We start from the raw sequence: 17,780 nt of genomic DNA on the forward strand, positions 1-17,780 counted from the left end.
GGTCCTTATGCTAGAATAGGGCAGATGTGTCTCAGTGATATCCTCCGGGATTCCGAATCGAAATTTCTGCGGTCGGTTGCCTTCCCCATGTCGTCACGCGTAGTACCGGGTGTGGGCGACATCGAGGATGCGATTGACCAAGCTCGAGAAGCTGTGTCCGGCAGTCATCGCGGCTAGGACATAAGAGGAGTGCACACTGAGCCCCGGCATGGCGTTGATCTCCAGGACGAAGGGCTGGCCGGAGCGGTCGATCCGAAGGTCGACGCGAGCATAGTCCCGGCACTGACTGGCACGGAAGGTCGCAACCGAAATATCCCGCAGCACAGTCGCAAGGCTGGTCTCGATTTGAGCCGGGCAAATCTGCGGCGGCGTCGCGGCCGCCACGTACTTCGCCTCCCAAGTCATGAGATGCGTTTCGCGGTCGCCGAAGTCGTGCTCCACCAGAGGCAAGACTTCGAGCTCTTCGTTTCCCAGCAACGCGACCGCGATTTCTCGCCCGTCGATGTATTCTTCCACGAGCGCATCCTGCGCATACTGCGTGACGATCATTTCCACAGCACGCCTCAATTGAGCAGGTTCATACACGAGCTGCAATCCGAGGCTGCACTCTTCGAGACGCGGCTTCACGACCACTGGGAATCGCAGGTCGCCGGTACTCTCGGTTCCGAGACGCATCACGCGAAAGTTCGGCGTCGGAACGCCACAATCGCGCATGAGCCTCTTGGTGAGGACCTTGTCGTGCGTCAGCGCATGCCCGAGCGGGCTCGATCCGGTGTATGGAACGCCGGCCATCTCAAGCATAGCGGGAACATGGCTGTAACGGTGGTCGCCCTGAATTCCCTCTGCCCTATTAAAGACGATTCCCGATGGGCGGATCTGCGGAGCGGGTGGCATGAATCTCTCAAGCTTAGTGAGCAGTTCTTTATCGCCTTCACACAGCAGCGTCTCGTGACCGCCCTCTTGGAGTGCCGCCATCATGCTTTCAAATGCCCCGTCGGGACGGTATTCCTCGGGGCGAGCCTGACCGAACTGGTTGATCACCCCCTTACAATCACAGTTCCAGACGACGGCGACCCGCATGAGCTACTCCTTGCATTTTTTACCGCTATCAGTTCATTGGCTCGAACTTGGTTGGCTGATCGCTGGACCGGATGGTCTAGTCCCCGCATGCCTTCACCGCGGGTCATGCAATCGGCGTGCCACTGAAGAGATTTGGGACAAGGCGAGAAAACCATGTCTTTCGTGCCGTGCCGGCGGAATACTTGCGCCTCAGCGGGTCGGGTTTCGAACATTGGATTGGCGCAGATACTACAATCCTGTTTGATAATACCCATCGTAACCGGGACAGATTTTCCGGGCGGGGGAGGTTTGCGGGCGAACCCGTTCGTGACTCATCATTTGTGTGACGCTACCACCGACTGGTTCAAGGCCTGTCGCTCGCTCAGCTCCGCGGGCTGGTTGCTGCGCTGATCGGCGAAGTGCGCGGTCTTTAAGGCGGGGTAGAGTGCGTTAAGATCGTGAACCAGGCGTTGCGCGCCGAGAACCACACCCTGAAGGATGAGATTGCCCGGCTGACTTGGCAGGAATCATGGCCACATACTCGGCGCCTCCTTCCGATGCGCAGAGAGGGCGCTCTTCAATCGACGAGGGAAGGCGATTGCCAAAATTCCATGACGTCAGGAGCGGCTTGCACTTCGTCCGCCGCTCGTAGTCGATCTCATCCACTTCATATCCGAAGACATCGCTGGGATGGCCTCCGTAGTCAATGGTTCAAGACAACTGGATCGCCGATACCTTCTGCGCCACCGAGATCGGCGTCCATTGACCCGGTCATGTCGTCGGCACGTCCACTCCATTCCGTGCCTACTTCACCATGCGGCAGAATAACAACCTCGCCGCGCTACCCGAAAAGTCACGTTCGGTCCTTGGGGGTAGCGGTTCCGAAATAGCGCGTGTGGGCGACATCCAGGATGCGATTGATCAAGCTCGAGTAGCTGTGTCCGGCCGTGTTCGCAGCCACGGAATACGATGAGCCCTTTGCGAGGGACGGATTGGCGTTGATCTCTAGGACAAAAGGCTGGCCGGAGCGGTCGATCCGGATGTCGACGCGGGCATAGTCCCGGCACTGGCAAGCGCGAAAAGTCGCAATCGAAATATCCCGCAGGACCGTCGCAAGCCTGCCCCCAATCTCTGCCGGGCAAATCTTCGCCACTGCCGTAGCCGCCACGTATTTCGCTTCCCAGGTCATAAGACGCGTTGCGCGGTCGCCGAAGTCCTGCTCGACAAGAGGCAACACTTCTGGTACGCTATTTCCAAGCAGAGGAACGTTGATTTCCCTCCCTTCGATGTATTCTTCAACGAGCGCGTCCTGCGCATACTGCTCGACAATCACTTCAACGGCTCGCTTTAGCTCAGCAGGTTCATGTACGAGGTGCAATCCGAGGCTGTCACCTTCACGAGGTGGCTTCACTACTACTGGAAATCTCAGGTCGCCGGTATTTTCAGAGCCTCGACGCATTACCCGAAAGTTCGGCGTTGGCACACCGCGTTCGCGGATGAGTATCTTGGTGACCACCTTGTCGTTGGCAAGCTCATGTCCGAGCGGGCTCGCTCCTATGTAGGGAACGCCGGCCATCTCGAGCATGGCAGGAACCTGCGAGAAACGGGACTCGCCCTGAATCCCGCTCGCCAAGTTGAAGACGAATCCCGAAGGGCGCGCTTGCGAATCGGGCGGCATGAACCGCTCGAGCGTAGCGAGCAGTCCTTTATCGCCCTCACACAGCAGCACCTCGTGGCCGCCCTCTTGCAGCGCCGCCACCACCATGCTGTCGCGATCCGACTCTGGCCAAGGCTGCGGCGGCTGCGGAAAAGGCTGGCCGAACCGGTTAATCACGCCCGTAACGTCTCTGTTCGTCACAACGGCTACTCGCATGAGCTACTCCTTTGATGTTTGATCGGTTTGATGCTCACTCGCTCGGATTTGCGCCGGTGCCCCCGATCACCAGCGCGAGCACTAGAGATCAGCCTGTCAGAACGCTGATGAACAGTGTCATCAGCAGTATGTGCAGCGCGGACTGAACGTTGCTGCCGGTATAATGCTGCGCAAGATGCCGCTGGTCCCCAGGCAGCTCCAGCACCGCTGGCGCGTCCACGGGATGCGCAGCCAGTATCGCGTGGGCGAGTGTCATGTGAACTCCTCGGTTGAAGACAGCGCGTCGGCCACGTTGGAACAGGTATCTGGCGTCGCACTCGCAATCGGCATGCCACAAAGGTGTTGCGAGCAGGGAGCACAAAATGAGAAGGGGGTCACCCTTGGCCAGCTTAATACTAGCGCCTAGGGGCCGTCGGCGTAGCGCAGCGCGCCGCCGACTGTGACGCTGGCAGTCATCGCCGATCCGCATGCTGCGCGCTTGTTCAGATCTCCAGCAACAACCGCGATTGCGGCGTTGAGATCGCCGAGACTGAAGAAGCGCCGGTTGCGCAGCCGGGCCAGTCCCCGCGCCTTCACCGCGTTGCACGCAATCGGCGTGCTACCGAAGAGATGCGACGACGCGAAACCAGGTGTTTCGCGCCGCGGCGGCGGAATACATGCGCTTCAGTGTGTCGGGTTTCGAACATACACGTTTGAAATCGGACAAAACAAATTGACTGTGTATCCAATTTGTGTTCTGAATGACTCGTCCGTTTGGGAAAAGGCGCGTTTAGTTCGGCTGCAACTCGCGTCAGTGAGAAGAAACAGCAATCACAGGGGAATTCTTATGAGACTGATCGAAGGCAAGATTTCTCGCCGCGGGCTCATTCAGTTGGGCATAGCCGCTGGAACGGCTTTATCAATCCCGTCGGTCCTGCGGGCACAAACCCCGACAGCCGACGCTCGGACGGTGCGCATGGTGATGGGCAGCCTCACTGCGTTTGACCCGGTCGTTGCAACGTCCGACGTTACCCACATGCACGCCTATGCGATTTACGATAAGCTGTTCGGGCCCGACTCGAAGTTTGAGCCGCATCCGCAGATGGTGGGCAACTGGGGCGTATCGGACGACAGGAAGACCTATACGTTCGAGCTCCGCGACGGGTTGGGTTGGCATGACGGCACTCCTGTCACTGCAGCGGACTGCGTGGCCTCGATCCGTCGCTGGGGCCAAGTGGCTGCCGCCGGGCAACTGCTTATGTCGCGGGCCCAGGACATCTCGAAAAAAGATGACAGGACCTTCATCATCGCGCTCAAGGAACCATTGGGGGCGCTGCTCACCATCCTGACAGGCCCATTCATCATGCGCGAGAAGGACGCAAGTCTGTCTCCAACGGAGCAGGTGACCGCGAATATCGGATCGGGCCCCTTCACCTTCAATCACGCTCTTGCCAAGCCGGGCGCGAGCCTCACCTACGACCGCAATGAAAAATACATTCCACGCAACGAGCCCGCCGACGGACTGGCCGGCGGTAAGATCGTAAAAGTCGATCGTGTCATCTGGGAAAATATCGCCGATCAGCAGACTGCCATCGCGGCCTTGCAAGCAGGTGAGGTTGATTTCTTGTCTTTGCCGTCGATCGATCTTTTGCCGGTCATCGAGAGCGACCCCAACCTTGAACTCCAGGTTCTGGACAAAGCGGGTCAGGATATGTTCCTGCGCATGAACTGTCTGCAAAAGCCGTTCGACAACGTGAAGGCACGCCAAGCGATGCTTCATCTGATCGACCAAGAGGCTATGGTGCGCGCTGGCTTTGGTGACTCAAAATATGTGAAACCTGTCACTTCGATGTTTGGGAACGAGACGCCGCTGTCCAACAACGAAAACACAGAATGGTACAAGAAGGGCGGCGATCCAGAAAAAGCGAAGCAACTCTTCAAGGAAGCGGGATATGCAGGCGAGAAAGTCGTGATCCTGCAGTCCACGGACTGGGCAGAGGCAAGCAATATGTCTCAGCTTCTGGCAGCTACATTGCAGAAGATTGGGGTCAATGCCGAGCTTGCGCCAAGCGACTGGGGCGGGCTGGTCGCGCGCCGCAATAAAAACGTGTCCGTAGAAGAAGGAGGCTGGAGCATCTTCATTACTTCCGAGGCTGAAGCGAACTTCCCCCAAGTTGTCACCAACCCTATCCTGCAAATGAATGGCTCAAAAGCTTGGTACGGTTGGCCTCAGAACGACGAGTATGAGCCTCTTCGAACTAAATGGGCAGATTTAGAAACGCTTGAAGAGCGCAGGGCGGTGGCCCGCAAGATGCAGCGTATATGGTGGGACTACGTGCCTCAGGTTCTGCTGGGTCAGTTTGTTCAGCCAATCGCGCGCCGCAAGACACTGACGGGCATCATCGGCTTTCCGTCTTATATCCCGTTTTGGAACATGCAGAAAGCCGCTGCCTGATGGCTGCTTACATCCTGCGCAGGATGGTCTCGGCCATCGCCGTCATGGCGATGGTCGGCATCTTCATCTTCCTGCTTCTCAGGCTGGCGCCCGGTGACCCAGCGGACATTATCGCCGGCAAGTCGGCCACGGCGGAGATGGTGGCTGCCATCCGCGAAAAAATGGGACTGAATGATCCTATGCCGATTCAGTTCATAAGTTGGGTGCGGGACATGCTCGGCGGCGATTTTGGCACCTCAATCTTTGCCGGACGACCGGTTCTCGAGCTCATCTCGCAGCGGCTTGAACCGACCCTTTCCCTCTCGATCCTGACAATGATTCTTTCGGTAACGGCCGGGGTCTCTTTCGGCATCCTTGCCGCGTGGCGAACTGGCGGGCTCGTCGACCGCCTCCTCACGGCCTTTTCGGCACTTGGTTATTCCGTTCCGGTCTTTGTCATCGGCTTTTTTCTCATATACTTCTTCGCCATCAAGACGCACTGGCTACCGGTGCAGGGATATCTGCCGATCGATGGTGGCCTCGGACCTTGGTTTGCGCACCTGGTCCTGCCCACAGTAGCGCTAAGTCTTGGCTACATCGCATTCATCGCGCGGGTTACGCGGGCAAGCATGCTCGAAGTTCTTTCGGAAGACTATATGCGAACGGCCGCCGCCAAAGGTGCTTCGTCCTATGCCATGCTTTTCCACCATGCATTGAAGAATGCCGGCGTCCCAATCCTGACCGTCATCGGCATAAGCTTCGCCTATCTGATCGGCGGAGTCGTCCTCACGGAAACGGTGTTCAATATACCCGGTATCGGTCGTCTGGTCGTGGATGCGATCAACAATCGCGACTATCCCATCATTCAGAGCGTGCTCATCCTGACTTCGGGCCTGTACGTCCTTATCAACCTCACGGTCGATCTTGCCTATACGTTGATCGATCCCCGAATCCGGTACTAATATGACGCTCATCTCCGCACCAGTTGAAGCCGCGCCAATCGGTCGGCTGCGACTATCTGACGTTCCCCGCCTGGCAAGGCGGCATCCGCTGGTCATTGCAGGCGGCGGTCTCTTGGCACTTCTAATCGTTCTGGCGCTCGCGGCCCCGATTTACGCCGGCGATCCGGGGAACATGGATCCGTTCAAGCGCCTGCAGCCGCCTTCCCCCGAAATGTGGTTCGGGAGCGACAATCTGGGGCGGGATGTGTTTGCGCGAACGATCTTCGGCGCCCGCATCTCCCTCCTGGTAGGGCTGCTATCGGCAGCGACCGCAGCCGTGGTCGGGCTCCTGATCGGTGTCATCGCAGGGTACAGCCGCAGCTTCGACAATGTCGTGATGCGGGTCATGGACGGCCTGATGTCGATCCCGACGATTCTGCTGGCCATTGCGCTCATCTCTCTGGCAGGACCCGGAATCGGCATCCTCATCGTCGCCATCGCGATCCCCGAGACGCCAGCCGTCGCGCGGCTGGTTCGTTCGGTGGTTCTGGGGGTTCGCGAGCGTCCCTACGTGGAGGCCGCGCTCTGCGGCGGTGCGCGCCTGCCCAAGGTCCTGTGGCGGCATATCCTGCCGAGTACCATTCCTGCGCTGATGGTCCAGGGCGCTACTGTCTGCGCCAGCGCGATCCTAACCGAGGCGGGGCTGAGCTTCCTCGGCGTGGGCGTGCCGCCCGAGATCCCCAGCTGGGGCAACATGATCGCCAGTTCGCGCCTGTATCTCGCCATCGCCCCATTGACGATCTTCGCCCCCGGTATCTGTCTTGCCGTCACGGTCCTCGCCGTCAACCTGCTTGGCGACGGCCTGCGCGACCTGTTCGACCCCCGCGCCAAGCAGAGGCGCTGACATGCAGATGCATCAAAGGGTAGGGAACGACTTGCTGCTCGACGTTCGAGACCTTGAGACGCACTTTTACGGCGAAGAAAGCGTCACCCGTGCGCTCAGCGGCATCAGCTTCCAGGTCAAAAAGGGCGAAACGCTCGGCGTCGTCGGCGAATCGGGATGCGGCAAGAGCGTCACCGCCCTCTCCATTCTTCGCCTGCTGCCGAAGCCGAATGCCAGGACAGTCGGCGGCGAGGTGCGCTTTCACGGACGCGACCTACTGGATCTGTCCGAGCGGGAGATGCGAAGGATCCGCGGCAACAAGATCGCCATGATCTTCCAGGAACCGATGACGAGTCTCAATCCGGTCTATACGGTCGGCCACCAGATCGCAGAAGCGGTGCAGATACACACCAAGGCATCCCGCTCTGTGGCAATGGCGAAGGCCGAGGAGATGCTGCGTCTGGTCCGCATCGCCGACCCGGAGCGTCGGGTCAAGGACTACCCCCATGAACTGTCGGGCGGCATGCGCCAGCGCGCCATGATCGCCATGGCTTTGGCCTGCACGCCGGAACTGTTGATCGCAGACGAGCCCACCACTGCGCTTGACGTCACCATTCAGGCGCAGATCCTGCGGCTCATCCTCGATCTGAAAGAGCGCACGGGAACGGCAGTCATGTTCATCACGCATGACCTCGGCGTGGTCGCCGAGACGTGCCAGCGCGTCATTGTGATGTATGCCGGCCGGATCATAGAACAAGCGAACGTCATAGATCTGTTTGCGCATCCCGCGCACCCCTACACCCAGGGCCTCATGCGCTCGGTGCCTGATCCGCGGCGTGGCCGCCAGCGCCGCCTTCCAGAAATTCCCGGCATTGTCCCAAGCCTGCGCGAGCCCATTGTCGGGTGCAGTTTTGCTCCTCGCTGCCCGTTCGCGATCGATATCTGCCGCGAGAAGACCCCCCCCCTGCTTGATGTCGGGTCGAGCCACGCCGCAGCCTGCTGGCGCGCTGAAGAGGTGATGGGCGCATGAACGGTCCTCTGCTGAAAGTCGAGAATCTGACCAAGCACTATCCGCTTGGCTCGGGAATCTTCAAGAAAAGCATTCCGGTGATCCGGGCGGTGGAGGATGTATCCTTTACCGTCGAGGCGGGCGAGACGCTTTGCATCGTCGGTGAATCCGGCTGCGGCAAGTCGACTGTCGCGCGGCTCCTGATGCGGCTCGTCGAGCCAACGGCTGGCCGCGTGCTGATCGACGGGACCGATATTGCAGGCCTCAAGAAGGATGCGCTTCACGCCTGGCGCCGTCGCATGCAGATGGTCTTTCAGGACCCCTACTCGTCGCTGAACCCGCGTCTCACGGCCGGGCAGATCATCACCGAACCTGTCGAGAATTTCGAGCGCCTTAGCCGGAAGCAACGTCAGACACTCGCCGCGGACCTTCTTCGAAAAGTCGGAATGTCGCCCGAAGTGGTGCACAGGCTCCCGTCCGAATTGTCGGGCGGTCAGCGCCAGCGGCTCGGCATTGCACGCGCCCTGTCGCTTAACCCCTCTCTCATCATCGCCGACGAAGCGGTGTCCGCCCTGGACGTCTCAGTCCAGGCACAGATCTTGAATCTGCTTCTGGATCTCCAGCAGCAGATGGGCATCGCCTTCGTCTTCATCTCGCATGACTTAGGCGTCGTGGAGCATATCGCGCATCGCGTTGCCGTCATGTATCTGGGGCGGATCGTGGAGCTCGCCCCGAGCGACGCGCTGTTCGCCAAGCCAGTCCATCCCTACACCGAGGCGCTGATCGCGGCGGCACCTGTGCCGGATCCGACGCGGGTTCGGCTGGAGGTGCCCGTGGATGGCGAGGTGCCAAGCCCAATCAATCCCCCAAAAGGATGTGCGTTCCACCCTCGCTGCCCACTGGCCGTCGAGCGCTGCCGCATCGAAGTGCCCCCTTTGGTGCCGATGGCAGATGGTCGCGTCGTGGCCTGCCATGTGCGCGCCCCGGCTACTGACATCGCGGCCCCGCCCGCTGCAGAAGCCCGCATGGCGCCTGAGAGGACCGTCTCATTGCGATAGTAAGACAAGTGTTCGAAACGCTCGCGCCTTTGGACGTGCCGCGGCCGATTTTCCCGAATCGACCGGGACATGAAGATCTAAGTTTCAGGGCAACCTCGCAGAAAGCGGAAACCACTATGTCCACAAACACCATCAAGTGCGTTCGCGCAAAGGGCGACGCCTTCTCCATCGGCTTCGCGATCGGGCGGGCCAGCGCCGGTTTTCTCGAACAAACTCTGCGCGTCGAGGAATATTGCGCGCTGCACGCCCGCTGGCGCGGAACGGACTATCTGAAGACTCTTGAATCAGCGGCCCGCTCGGCCTATCCCCGCTTTGTGCGCGAGATCGAGGGCATCTCCGCGGGTGCTGGGCAAAATTTCGAAGCGATGTTCCTTTGGAACTGCGCGCAAGACCTACCGCTTCCCGGCAACGTCTCCCCAACGATGCAAGTCGTCGCCACCATGGGCTGCACCTCGCTCCTGATTCCGGCAGAAGGCGACGGCCCGGCGATACTCGCCCACAATGAAGATGGCGAGGCGGAGTATCTCGGCGCCTGTCTCTGGGTCGAGGCCGAGCCCGACGAGGGCCTGGCTTGGAGCAGCTTCACGTATCCCGGCAACCTGGCGGGGAGTTTCGGCCTGAACCAAGCCGGCCTCGTCCAGGCTATGAACAACATCACACCCAATGACCATCAGCCTGGTGTGCCGCGGCATTTCATCAATCGCGCGACGCTGGACGCGAAAGGGTTGGACGAAGCGATCGAAATTCTGAAACGCAAGGACCGCGCCAGCGGCTACCATCACAATCTCGGTGAGGTGAAGACGCGTCGGCTCGTATCTGTCGAGGCGCCGGCCTCAGGCTGCGCCGTTCGGGAGGCCGCCTCGCCCCGAGCCCACGCGAACCACATGCTTTGCGGGGAATTCGACAGCTTGGAGCAGACGATCAGTCTCTCTTCGCGCGATCGGCAGGAAGCGGCAGACCGAATGATTGCGGAAGGCGGCCTTGCGGGCGGCGCGGAGGCGGTGCTGTTTGATGAGACCACTCCGATCTACAAGAACGGAAAAAACGGAAGCTCTCAAACCCTCGCCACGGGCGTCTTCGAGCTTTTTTTTGATCGCATCGAATGGCGCGTCCACGCCGCGCCACACGAGCGCGACACGCTAAGCGGAACGATGCGCGTCATCTAAATCGAAGGACCCTTACGCTTCCACAAAACAACTGCGGATCTCACTGAGCGAAAGCTAAGCCTACGCGGACCGCCGCTTCGGTGACCGACTTCTCCGTCTAGCAACAACGTTGCATTCACCTGCCGACAGGAAATTTCCTCATGACATTCACTGTTTTGACCGCTGAATTCTCGACTGAATCCAACACCTTCAATGAGAATCGTGCCGACTATGATGCCTTCCACTGTTTGTTGGGGGACAATGCTCTAAAGGAGCGTGGAGACGCCAATACCGAGCTTGCCGGCTTCGGCGATTGTGCGCGGGACTACAGCTGGAAACAGATTCATGTGCTCAGCGCTAGCGCCGATTGTTTCGTTGTGACCCGCGATGCCTTCGATCGCCTCGGCGGGGCCATCGTCGCAGCGGCTGCTGAGCACAAGCCAAAACTTGATGGCATCCTACTCGGCCTTCACGGTGCGATGGTGACGGAATTTTGCGAGGACGGCGAGGGTGAGCTCTTGGATCGACTGCGCGCAGCGGTCGGTCCGAGTATTCCGATTGCGATCACGCTCGATCCCCACGCCAACGTGACGCCGAAGATGTGCGAGCTCGCCAATATCGTCGTATCCGACAAAACATACCCTCATGTTGAGATGCGCAAAGTCGGCCGCCAGGCTGGCGACATCCTTCAGCGTGCAATGAAGGGCGAGATTCGCCCATGCACCTTGCGCGTTCATCCACCGATGCTGCGAGAGGCGAATAGCGGACGGACGGATGTCGGTCCGATGATCGACCGGATAGCCAAAGCCATCGCTTATGAGAATGAGCCCGGCGTCTTTGCCGTGAGCATCAATTCCGGATTCGGCTGTGCCGACATCCGCGAGGTCGGCCCCACGGTCACCGTCACTTATGACGGCAACGAGGCCAAGCATCGCGTCTTCGCCGAGTCAATTGCTGACGATATTTGGGAAAAACGCTTCGACATAATCGATTATTTCATGCCAGTCGAGGAGGCGGCCGACATTGCCAAAGGATACAAGAGTGACAAGGGCCCTCTTATCATCGCCGATTACGCCGACAATCCGGGTGCCGGCGCCTATGGCGATTCGACCAATCTGCTGAAGGCGCTCCTCGACGTTGGGATCACCGATGCCGCTTTCGGACCGATGTTCGATCCGGAGACCGCCAAGCAGCTCCATCGCCACAAGGCGAGCGACCACGTGAAGGTGAAGCTGGGCGGCAAGTCCGATCCACGCTTTGGCGGCACACCGTTGGAACTCGAAGGAGAGGTCCGTCTGATCAGCGACGGCTCTTACACCGGCGACGGTCCGCAGATCGGCGGGTTGCATATGTCCTTTGGCCAGACCGCGGTCCTGCGGGTCGGCGGCATCGAGATCCTAATAGTGAGCGGGGGCGGACAGATGCTGGACTTGCAACAGTTTCGCGCTTTCGGCATCGATCCCGCTGCCAAGGCCGTAGTCGCGCTCAAATCTCAGCAGCACTTCCGCGCCGCCTTCGAGCCGATCGCCGGCAAGATCATTCTGTGCGACAGCGGTGCACTCTGCACCACTCATCTAGACAAGTTGCCTTATCGGAAGGTGCCGCGGCCCATCTTCCCTATCGACCGGGACATGACGATCGAACAGGCTGAAGGCTGACTTAACTGACCGGCCGCTCGATTTGGCATCTTCCGTTAGCCTCGAAATCATCCCGCAATATTGGCCAAGAGTCGAGGTTGAGGCCATAAAGCGAAACCGGCACTTCAGTGATTGGAACTTAATGGAAAAGAGGGTTCGCTGAGTAAGGCAACAGACGCCGTTGTCCGGCGTCACGCGTTTGCGACTTATTTGCGCGGCACACCCTGCCGTGGCCTCTCCACCGGCAGGGTGCATTTTCAGGACTGCATGGAGCGCTGCGCTCCGTGATAGAAGCGGCATCAAGGATCAGTTGAGCTGACGCCCGATCATCCGTGCGCTCGATGAGTCGTTTCGATGCAGGGGGTTGTGCCGGTCGGGCGATCAACAGATCCCAATACCTCACTGACTCGTAATCATGCGTCCCGGTCCTTCTGGCGCAGCTTGGCTGGCTTCTTTTGCCACTCGTCCGGCACCTTTCCTGCCTTGATGTCGGCCTTTTCAGCATCGGAATTGCGTTGCTTCGGTGCCGCCACGATCGTGGCATCCACGATCTGCCCACCCATCGCCAGATAACCGGCCTTGGTGAGGTGCTTGTCAAAACGGGCGAACTGGTTCTCCACTGCCCGGGCCTGCGTGAGGTGCTCCCTAAACAACCAGATCGTTTTGGCATCGGGAACCTTGTCGCCGAGCCCCAACCCGAGGAAGCGCATGAAGGAAGTCGGTCATGGATCTGGAACTCGGCCTGATCGTCCGAGAGACTGTAGAGCGCCTGCAGAACCAGGAACCTTGAACATCATCACCGCATCAAAGAGCGGCCGGCCGCCCTTGGCGCAATCGGAGCGCTTCAGCGCCTTGGCCAAAGGTTTCCGGAAAACCTCCCAAAGGCACCACCCCGTTCAACTTCTCCAGTGGATCGCCGGCCTCGCTCAGCCGGACATAGCGCTCGTCAATGTCCCAGAACCCAGCCTGCGCTCGCATTCAACGCCTCCGTGCAAATCACCAGACGAAGTGAATCAAAATGCGTCCTCGATTGTCAGGTTTTTCGAGGTGTCCAGCTGGCGAAGAAGACGCGGCTCGACCTGCGCCAGACCTATGTGCGGTCGGCAAGCTGGCACTGATCAAGCACAGCGCTACCCCCACGCCAAGCAGTTCAAGCGGGCCAACAAGGCCCTGCGCAGGCCCAAGACCTATCTGGGGCGCACCGTCCGCGACATCTCCCGCCAGATCGCCGGCGATGCGGAACTGGACGCGCTCTTCAAATGGTCGCTCTACCAGGCCTCCACCGTTCTCGAGCAGCGGCAGCGCCAGCGCGGCCGCAAAAACTACAGCCTGCATGCGCACGAGGTGGAATGCATCGGTAAGGGCAAGGCGCATGCGCCCTACGAGTTCGGGGTGAAGGTGTCGGTGGCCACCACGCTGAAGCGCTCAAAGGGTGGCCAGTTCGCCCTGCATGCAAAAGCGCTGCCCGGCAATCCCTATGACGGCCACACGCTCGCAGCGATCATCCCTGACATGGAAAAGACCATCGGCAACGAGATCAGCCGCGTTCTCGCCGACGCCGGCTAACGCGGCCACAACGCGCCGGAGAGCCACAAGTTCAGGGTCTTCACCGCTGGTCAGAAGCGCCGCGTCACCCCAGCCATCAAGCGCCAGATGCGGCGGCGATCGGCCGTCGAGCCGGTGATCGGCCACATCAAGAACGAACACAGAATGGGCCGCAATTACCTCGCTCACACCCAAGGCGATGCGATCAACGCCATCCTGGCCGCAGCCGGCTATAACTTCTCCCTCCTGCTCAGGTGGCTGAAGCAATGTTTTGTGGCTCTTGATCGCCGCGTTCCTGAACCGGCCGAAGCAGCTTGCCGCTTAGCGGTCAAGATTGTTCACGGTCGACTAATCAGTGACTTAGAAGTTTTGGCGGCATGGTGCACAACTACCCCGTCGCCCCCAACGGTCACTTATTTGTGAGCGACGACTACGAGGCGCGGTCCAAAGGAAGTGAAGTCTTCGCCTTCCTGGCCGTATGCCTGAACAGTCTCGAAGCCAGCGCTTCGTAACATGCGAACATGTTCAGAAAACCCATAAATTCTGGTAGAAAGACGCGTTCGTCTAACACGTCCATCGCGGACGACGATCCTAGCGCTATTTCGACGATCAGTTAGCGCATCGTGACTATGTATATCTATTCTTAGATCGTCATTACGTTCCAAAACATAAGAGGTAGATGACCTATCGCGTAGCAATGCGAAGCGATTGAGTTGATCGATTAACAGACGCCCGCCCTTTCGAAGTGCAGATGCGGCTTCATGAAGAACCCTCTCATTATCCGCTTCATCGAAATAGCCAAAGGTCGAGTACCACAGAAAAGCTGCGTCAAACCGATCTCGCCAAGGAACGGAGCGCATATCGCCAAGAACATACTCCACTTCTACCCGGCGTTCAGCGGCATCCGCTTCGGCTTTCTTTAGCAAGACTGGCGACATATCCAGTCCGGTTACCCGAGCTCCTTTTTCCGCCAATCGGTTGGTGATCCGTCCATAACCGCATCCGAGTTCAAGGACTGAGCCGCCTTTTGTGAGTGAAAGAAGGTCCCAAATTGCTCCTGCTTCCCGGTCACTTCTCTCCGGCGGATTAATCAAATCACTAAAATGCAAGTAGTCCTCGCTGAAGTGTGACTCGAGTTCTGGTAATGAAAGGGGAGTGCTCATCTCGGATTTCCGTACTTATTCGCTGACTGTCATAATCTGTCGAACCACATATTGCATAGGCTATAGCGCTCTGGAAGTGAACATTTATGAATAGTTTGTTATGAGGATTAACCTTTCGGCGGGGTGATTGACCGTCCTCTCATATAGGCGTCCGCTTGGTTGTAGTCTGGTCCTTTGAGAACGCTTATCTCGATTCAACAGTGGACCGACGCCTGGTCAATCGCAACCTCGTATCTCTTCTGCGAGGCCGCTTGTTCGGCATCAGCAAACGCGACCGCCAGTTGCGCAGCTTGATGGTCCATGGTGTCCGCGCCGCTTCGGGGCGCGCCACTATGAGCTCGCGCCGTGTAACGACCGCCTGAGGTAAAGCCGAAAAGGGTGCAGCGCGCTGATCACTTCGCCGTTCATCTCGGCGGCGATCGTGTGCTTGCCAGCACGCGATCGACGCAAGTCCTCACCAGGAAAAGGGTGCCAAGTTCACGGGGCGTGCAGAAAGGCTCGTAGATGTCCCTCTCGCGATCGCCGATGTGGAGCATCGCTCGGGATCGCCGAACAACGCGATCGACTGGCGCATGTTCTCCGCCAGCGGAAGCTCCCCTTCTTTTCGATGGCATCTGCGCTGAATTGGTCTCCTTTTTGAGCGCGGCGGTTCCCTTGAACTTCGCCCGAGCCCAAAGCTTTATGGCGGAAAGCCCCAGATGAAGGCCATCCAGCGTTACAATCAGGCTCGAATGCATCAAAAGCCCGCACCCATCTTCTTCAATTGCTGGGAAGTACCTCCCTCTGAGGTCGAGGTTAGCGATGCCAAGGCCAGGTTGAGACCGTCACGGTTGAGATCAAATACGTAGTCAAGCGCGGGATGGCGCTTCTGCTTGCCAATGGGAGGCAGGACATGGATGCGGCGGTATACGTCCAGGATCGTGAGGAACCAAAGCATGGCCAAGGATTGACTGGAAGCTGATCACCAATCTGCCCGTGCATTCCCTCGTCGGTCGAGCAGGCCTGTGCTCATGCCATCAGCAACGGCATCTACCGTTACAAGCGCACGTAAGCGCGACTGTCGAGCGGCTGTTTTCGCAGGCGCTGCAACAGGTTGAAGAAGCCCCACAGCCGGGATCGCAGCTCACCCAGGATCTCCATTGATCCGCGCCCCGGCGGAATATGGCGACCTCTTCGGCCGTGCTGTGCGACACGATGCCGGCAACGTCCGCGACACGCTGCAGACGCGCGTGCTGCAGGCGCCGGCGAGAACGCGATGCTGGTCGGCAAACCGGGCACCGGGAATTCCACATCGCCAAGGCGATTGCCTATCAGGCGATCCTGCACAGCCACAAGGTCCAGTATCTAGAGACCGATGACTTCCTCCACCGCCACGCTCTGAACGCCCCCGCGCAACGCGAGGCCCGGATGCGAACAATCATCGACTGCGATCTCCACGTGCTGGACGATCTGTTGCTCGCAGACGCCGGCGCATGGCTGCAGATCCTGATCCATCAGCGCTACAAACTGCCCCGCAGCGTCGTCGTCACCTCCAATCGGGTCGTGCAGGACTGGGGGACATATCTGCGAGACAACGTCATGAGCACGACGATACTCGATCGGCTGATGCATCACCTACCCGGGGGAATTTGAAGTGACCCGCGGGGTGAGATGCAAGATTTCGAAGCCGTTAAATTGGTATCGATGAAGACGATGCGCTGGCTCAGCCCCTCCTTCAGCGGGAACGCATTGCCAATTCCGACTGCACGACCTCTAGACGGATGATCGCGCCCGCTTGCCGGCCGATTCCATTCACGCTGTTCTCGATCATTTCGACGAGGTTTTCGAGAACAGCACACGGTTTTTGGCGTTTCCCGGCCGCGATCAAATTTTCCCAGCAACAGCAAGGCGCAATTCTTGTCGGATCGGGCGCAGAAGACCAAAGCGCCGCTGTCCTCGAGTTCTTGAACCAGAAATGCGTCATCGGAGGCAATTCCAGAAAGCAGATCATACGCCTGGCGCAGTCTTCGTCGAATTGTGGCATAGTCCTCCGAAGTTTCGATGACTCCAGAGAGGGAAATATATGGCAACTTTGTCGAGCTCTGCAGCCACACCTCAGTTCCGTCCGCTTTAAGAAACATCGCTAGCTTTCCGCTAATTGAGGCATGATTCTTGATCCCCGCAATCACACAATTATTATTCCGCAACACTATCTACGGATCATGCCGCAACGTCAGCCTCACGCAAGGACCTCATGATGCCGAGTCTCAGGCATCTTCTTCATAGGTGGCGATACGTCCTCTCGATCTCAAGCGTCAAGAAAGAGATGCGATTTTTTCAACGATTTCTTCTGATCTTCATAATTATTGCACATGATATTCATAATATTATATTATGTGCCGTCCTGAGGGCACCCTTCGCGTGACAAGCTGTAGGCCGATGTTCTGAGCCTTGAGGAATTCGACAAATGACCATCCCGTTGCCCGGACGCGTATAGCGTCGCGATGCGCGTCGGTAGGGTTTAGGCTGCGACACCATAGCACTGGAGTTTCAAATCCTGCTCGAGCCCGTCCCACAGCTCATTGAGAATGGATTATTGCCTACCAGCAGGTAATTCGAGTGGATGATCGCCGTGTTACGACCGATGAGCCGATGTAGTTCTTCTCAAGAAAGGCGACGGTTCGGATACTGAATTCCTTGCGCCTAGTAGGCGGTCGCAAGCCCGTGGTCGCCCCAGCCGACGACGACATCACATCGGGCTTTCGGCCGCGGCTCGGGCTAACCGGGCTTCCACGCGGCGCCGGTTCCACGGGCGGCCTATGGCGGTCTCAAGTAACGCCGTCGAACGCCTGGTGTCGGGTTTTGTCTCGTCCGCGACACGCGATGTTGGGCTCGGCCTGCGTATGCATTCGCATGTAAACCATTGACAAGCACAAAGAAAATGTCATCTGCGGCTCTTTCAGCGCAGTTGGCACGATTTTTGAGAGACCCCTGGTCGCAAGGCGGCAGGAGATGTGAGCAAACATTCATGTCGGGTGGCACTTGGCAGCTGGCCCGAGATCACGGCGATGGCCC

At 58.8% G+C, this 17,780-nt stretch carries 13 protein-coding genes and 4 pseudogenes; 10 read left to right on the plus strand and 7 right to left on the minus strand.

Annotated elements, in window-relative coordinates; genetic code table 11:
* Positions 1-93: 93 nt before the first annotated feature.
* The 3 genes from X751_RS137975 to X751_RS1000000167185 all read right to left on the minus strand — a co-directional run bounded on the left by X751_RS137975 (position 94) and on the right by X751_RS1000000167185 (position 3,188).
* Positions 94-1,080: an ATP-grasp domain-containing protein gene (locus tag X751_RS137975; protein ID WP_023746030.1), complete on the minus strand. Its 987-nt coding sequence runs from the start codon at positions 1,078-1,080 to the stop codon at positions 94-96.
* 832 nt (positions 1,081-1,912) lie between these two features.
* Positions 1,913-2,932, minus strand: a complete 1,020-nt coding sequence (locus X751_RS137970) for an ATP-grasp domain-containing protein (protein WP_023746032.1) — start codon at positions 2,930-2,932, stop codon at positions 1,913-1,915.
* A gap of 88 nt (positions 2,933-3,020) precedes the next feature.
* Complete coding sequence (locus tag X751_RS1000000167185; RefSeq protein ID WP_023746033.1) at positions 3,021-3,188, minus strand: hypothetical protein; 168 nt, start codon at positions 3,186-3,188, stop codon at positions 3,021-3,023.
* A gap of 570 nt (positions 3,189-3,758) precedes the next feature.
* Between X751_RS1000000167185 and X751_RS137965 the strand changes: the two genes are divergently transcribed.
* The 7 genes from X751_RS137965 (at position 3,759) to X751_RS137935 (ending at position 12,039) form a co-directional block, all read left to right on the plus strand.
* The gene (locus X751_RS137965; protein WP_031247286.1) at positions 3,759-5,366 is read left to right on the plus strand and encodes an ABC transporter substrate-binding protein; all 1,608 of its coding nucleotides are present in this window, start codon (positions 3,759-3,761) and stop codon (positions 5,364-5,366) included.
* Complete coding sequence (locus tag X751_RS137960; RefSeq protein WP_023746036.1) at positions 5,366-6,307, plus strand: ABC transporter permease; 942 nt, start codon at positions 5,366-5,368, stop codon at positions 6,305-6,307. Before X751_RS137965 ends, X751_RS137960 begins: the two co-directional genes overlap by 1 nt.
* Before the next feature lies 1 nt (position 6,308).
* Complete coding sequence (locus X751_RS137955; protein ID WP_023746037.1) at positions 6,309-7,190, plus strand: ABC transporter permease; 882 nt, start codon at positions 6,309-6,311, stop codon at positions 7,188-7,190.
* Between the two features lies 1 nt (position 7,191).
* Complete coding sequence (locus X751_RS137950; protein WP_023746038.1) at positions 7,192-8,199, plus strand: ABC transporter ATP-binding protein; 1,008 nt, start codon at positions 7,192-7,194, stop codon at positions 8,197-8,199.
* Entirely contained in the window at positions 8,196-9,236 is a 1,041-nt protein-coding gene (locus tag X751_RS137945) for a dipeptide ABC transporter ATP-binding protein (RefSeq protein WP_023746039.1), read from the plus strand. The genes X751_RS137950 and X751_RS137945 overlap by 4 nt, the downstream gene beginning before the upstream one ends.
* A gap of 116 nt (positions 9,237-9,352) precedes the next feature.
* Positions 9,353-10,402 (plus strand): C45 family peptidase, encoded by a 1,050-nt coding sequence (locus tag X751_RS137940; protein ID WP_023746040.1) that lies wholly within the window; start codon positions 9,353-9,355, stop codon positions 10,400-10,402.
* Between the two features lie 140 nt (positions 10,403-10,542).
* Positions 10,543-12,039 (plus strand): M81 family metallopeptidase, encoded by a 1,497-nt coding sequence (locus X751_RS137935; RefSeq protein WP_023746041.1) that lies wholly within the window; start codon positions 10,543-10,545, stop codon positions 12,037-12,039.
* Between the two features lie 395 nt (positions 12,040-12,434).
* Here X751_RS137935 and X751_RS01000000164250 read toward each other — a convergent pair.
* Positions 12,435-12,996: pseudogene (locus tag X751_RS01000000164250) on the minus strand (transposase); the annotation flags it as partial.
* A 65-nt stretch (positions 12,997-13,061) separates the two neighbouring features.
* Here X751_RS01000000164250 and X751_RS01000000164255 point away from each other — a divergent pair.
* Positions 13,062-13,830: pseudogene (locus X751_RS01000000164255) on the plus strand (IS5/IS1182 family transposase); the annotation flags it as partial.
* A gap of 146 nt (positions 13,831-13,976) precedes the next feature.
* On the opposite strand, the gene X751_RS1000000166195 reads toward X751_RS01000000164255, so the two are convergent.
* A complete protein-coding gene (locus tag X751_RS1000000166195) occupies positions 13,977-14,726 on the minus strand; it encodes a class I SAM-dependent methyltransferase (protein ID WP_084558325.1) in 750 nt (249 codons plus the stop codon).
* Between the two features lie 982 nt (positions 14,727-15,708).
* Between X751_RS1000000166195 and X751_RS1000000166205 the strand changes: the two are divergent.
* A pseudogene (locus tag X751_RS1000000166205) lies at positions 15,709-15,925 on the plus strand (IS21 family transposase); the annotation flags it as partial.
* The gene (locus X751_RS01000000164260; protein WP_280806726.1) at positions 15,921-16,358 is read left to right on the plus strand and encodes an ATP-binding protein; all 438 of its coding nucleotides are present in this window, start codon (positions 15,921-15,923) and stop codon (positions 16,356-16,358) included. The pseudogene X751_RS1000000166205 and the gene X751_RS01000000164260, both read left to right, overlap by 5 nt.
* A gap of 82 nt (positions 16,359-16,440) precedes the next feature.
* Here X751_RS01000000164260 and X751_RS1000000168115 read toward each other — a convergent pair whose 3' ends face one another.
* Entirely contained in the window at positions 16,441-16,689 is a 249-nt protein-coding gene (locus X751_RS1000000168115) for a hypothetical protein (protein ID WP_245265835.1), read from the minus strand.
* A 602-nt stretch (positions 16,690-17,291) separates the two neighbouring features.
* Positions 17,292-17,480 (minus strand): annotated as a pseudogene (locus tag X751_RS1000000168120) (sarcosine oxidase subunit beta); the annotation flags it as partial.
* Positions 17,481-17,780 lie beyond the last annotated feature (300 nt).

The sequence above is a fragment of the Mesorhizobium sp. LNJC394B00 genome (assembly GCF_000502555.1).
Taxonomy (GTDB): Bacteria; Pseudomonadota; Alphaproteobacteria; order Rhizobiales; family Rhizobiaceae; genus Mesorhizobium.

What these genes read in the sequence shown, in the direction of transcription:
- X751_RS137975 (WP_023746030.1), bottom strand. Translation starts at nt 1,080, where the DNA reads ATGCGGGTCGCCGTCGTCTGGAACTGTGATTGTAAGGGGGTGATCAAC.
- X751_RS137970 (WP_023746032.1), bottom strand. Translation starts at nt 2,932, where the DNA reads ATGCGAGTAGCCGTTGTGACGAACAGAGACGTTACGGGCGTGATTAAC.
- X751_RS1000000167185 (WP_023746033.1), bottom strand. Translation starts at nt 3,188, where the DNA reads ATGACACTCGCCCACGCGATACTGGCTGCGCATCCCGTGGACGCGCCA.
- X751_RS137965 (WP_031247286.1), top strand. Translation starts at nt 3,759, where the DNA reads ATGAGACTGATCGAAGGCAAGATTTCTCGCCGCGGGCTCATTCAGTTG.
- X751_RS137960 (WP_023746036.1), top strand. Translation starts at nt 5,366, where the DNA reads ATGGCTGCTTACATCCTGCGCAGGATGGTCTCGGCCATCGCCGTCATG.
- X751_RS137955 (WP_023746037.1), top strand. Translation starts at nt 6,309, where the DNA reads ATGACGCTCATCTCCGCACCAGTTGAAGCCGCGCCAATCGGTCGGCTG.
- X751_RS137950 (WP_023746038.1), top strand. Translation starts at nt 7,192, where the DNA reads ATGCAGATGCATCAAAGGGTAGGGAACGACTTGCTGCTCGACGTTCGA.
- X751_RS137945 (WP_023746039.1), top strand. Translation starts at nt 8,196, where the DNA reads ATGAACGGTCCTCTGCTGAAAGTCGAGAATCTGACCAAGCACTATCCG.
- X751_RS137940 (WP_023746040.1), top strand. Translation starts at nt 9,353, where the DNA reads ATGTCCACAAACACCATCAAGTGCGTTCGCGCAAAGGGCGACGCCTTC.
- X751_RS137935 (WP_023746041.1), top strand. Translation starts at nt 10,543, where the DNA reads ATGACATTCACTGTTTTGACCGCTGAATTCTCGACTGAATCCAACACC.
- X751_RS1000000166195 (WP_084558325.1), bottom strand. Translation starts at nt 14,726, where the DNA reads ATGAGCACTCCCCTTTCATTACCAGAACTCGAGTCACACTTCAGCGAG.
- X751_RS01000000164260 (WP_280806726.1), top strand. Translation starts at nt 15,921, where the DNA reads ATGCCGGCAACGTCCGCGACACGCTGCAGACGCGCGTGCTGCAGGCGC.
- X751_RS1000000168115 (WP_245265835.1), bottom strand. Translation starts at nt 16,689, where the DNA reads ATGACGCATTTCTGGTTCAAGAACTCGAGGACAGCGGCGCTTTGGTCT.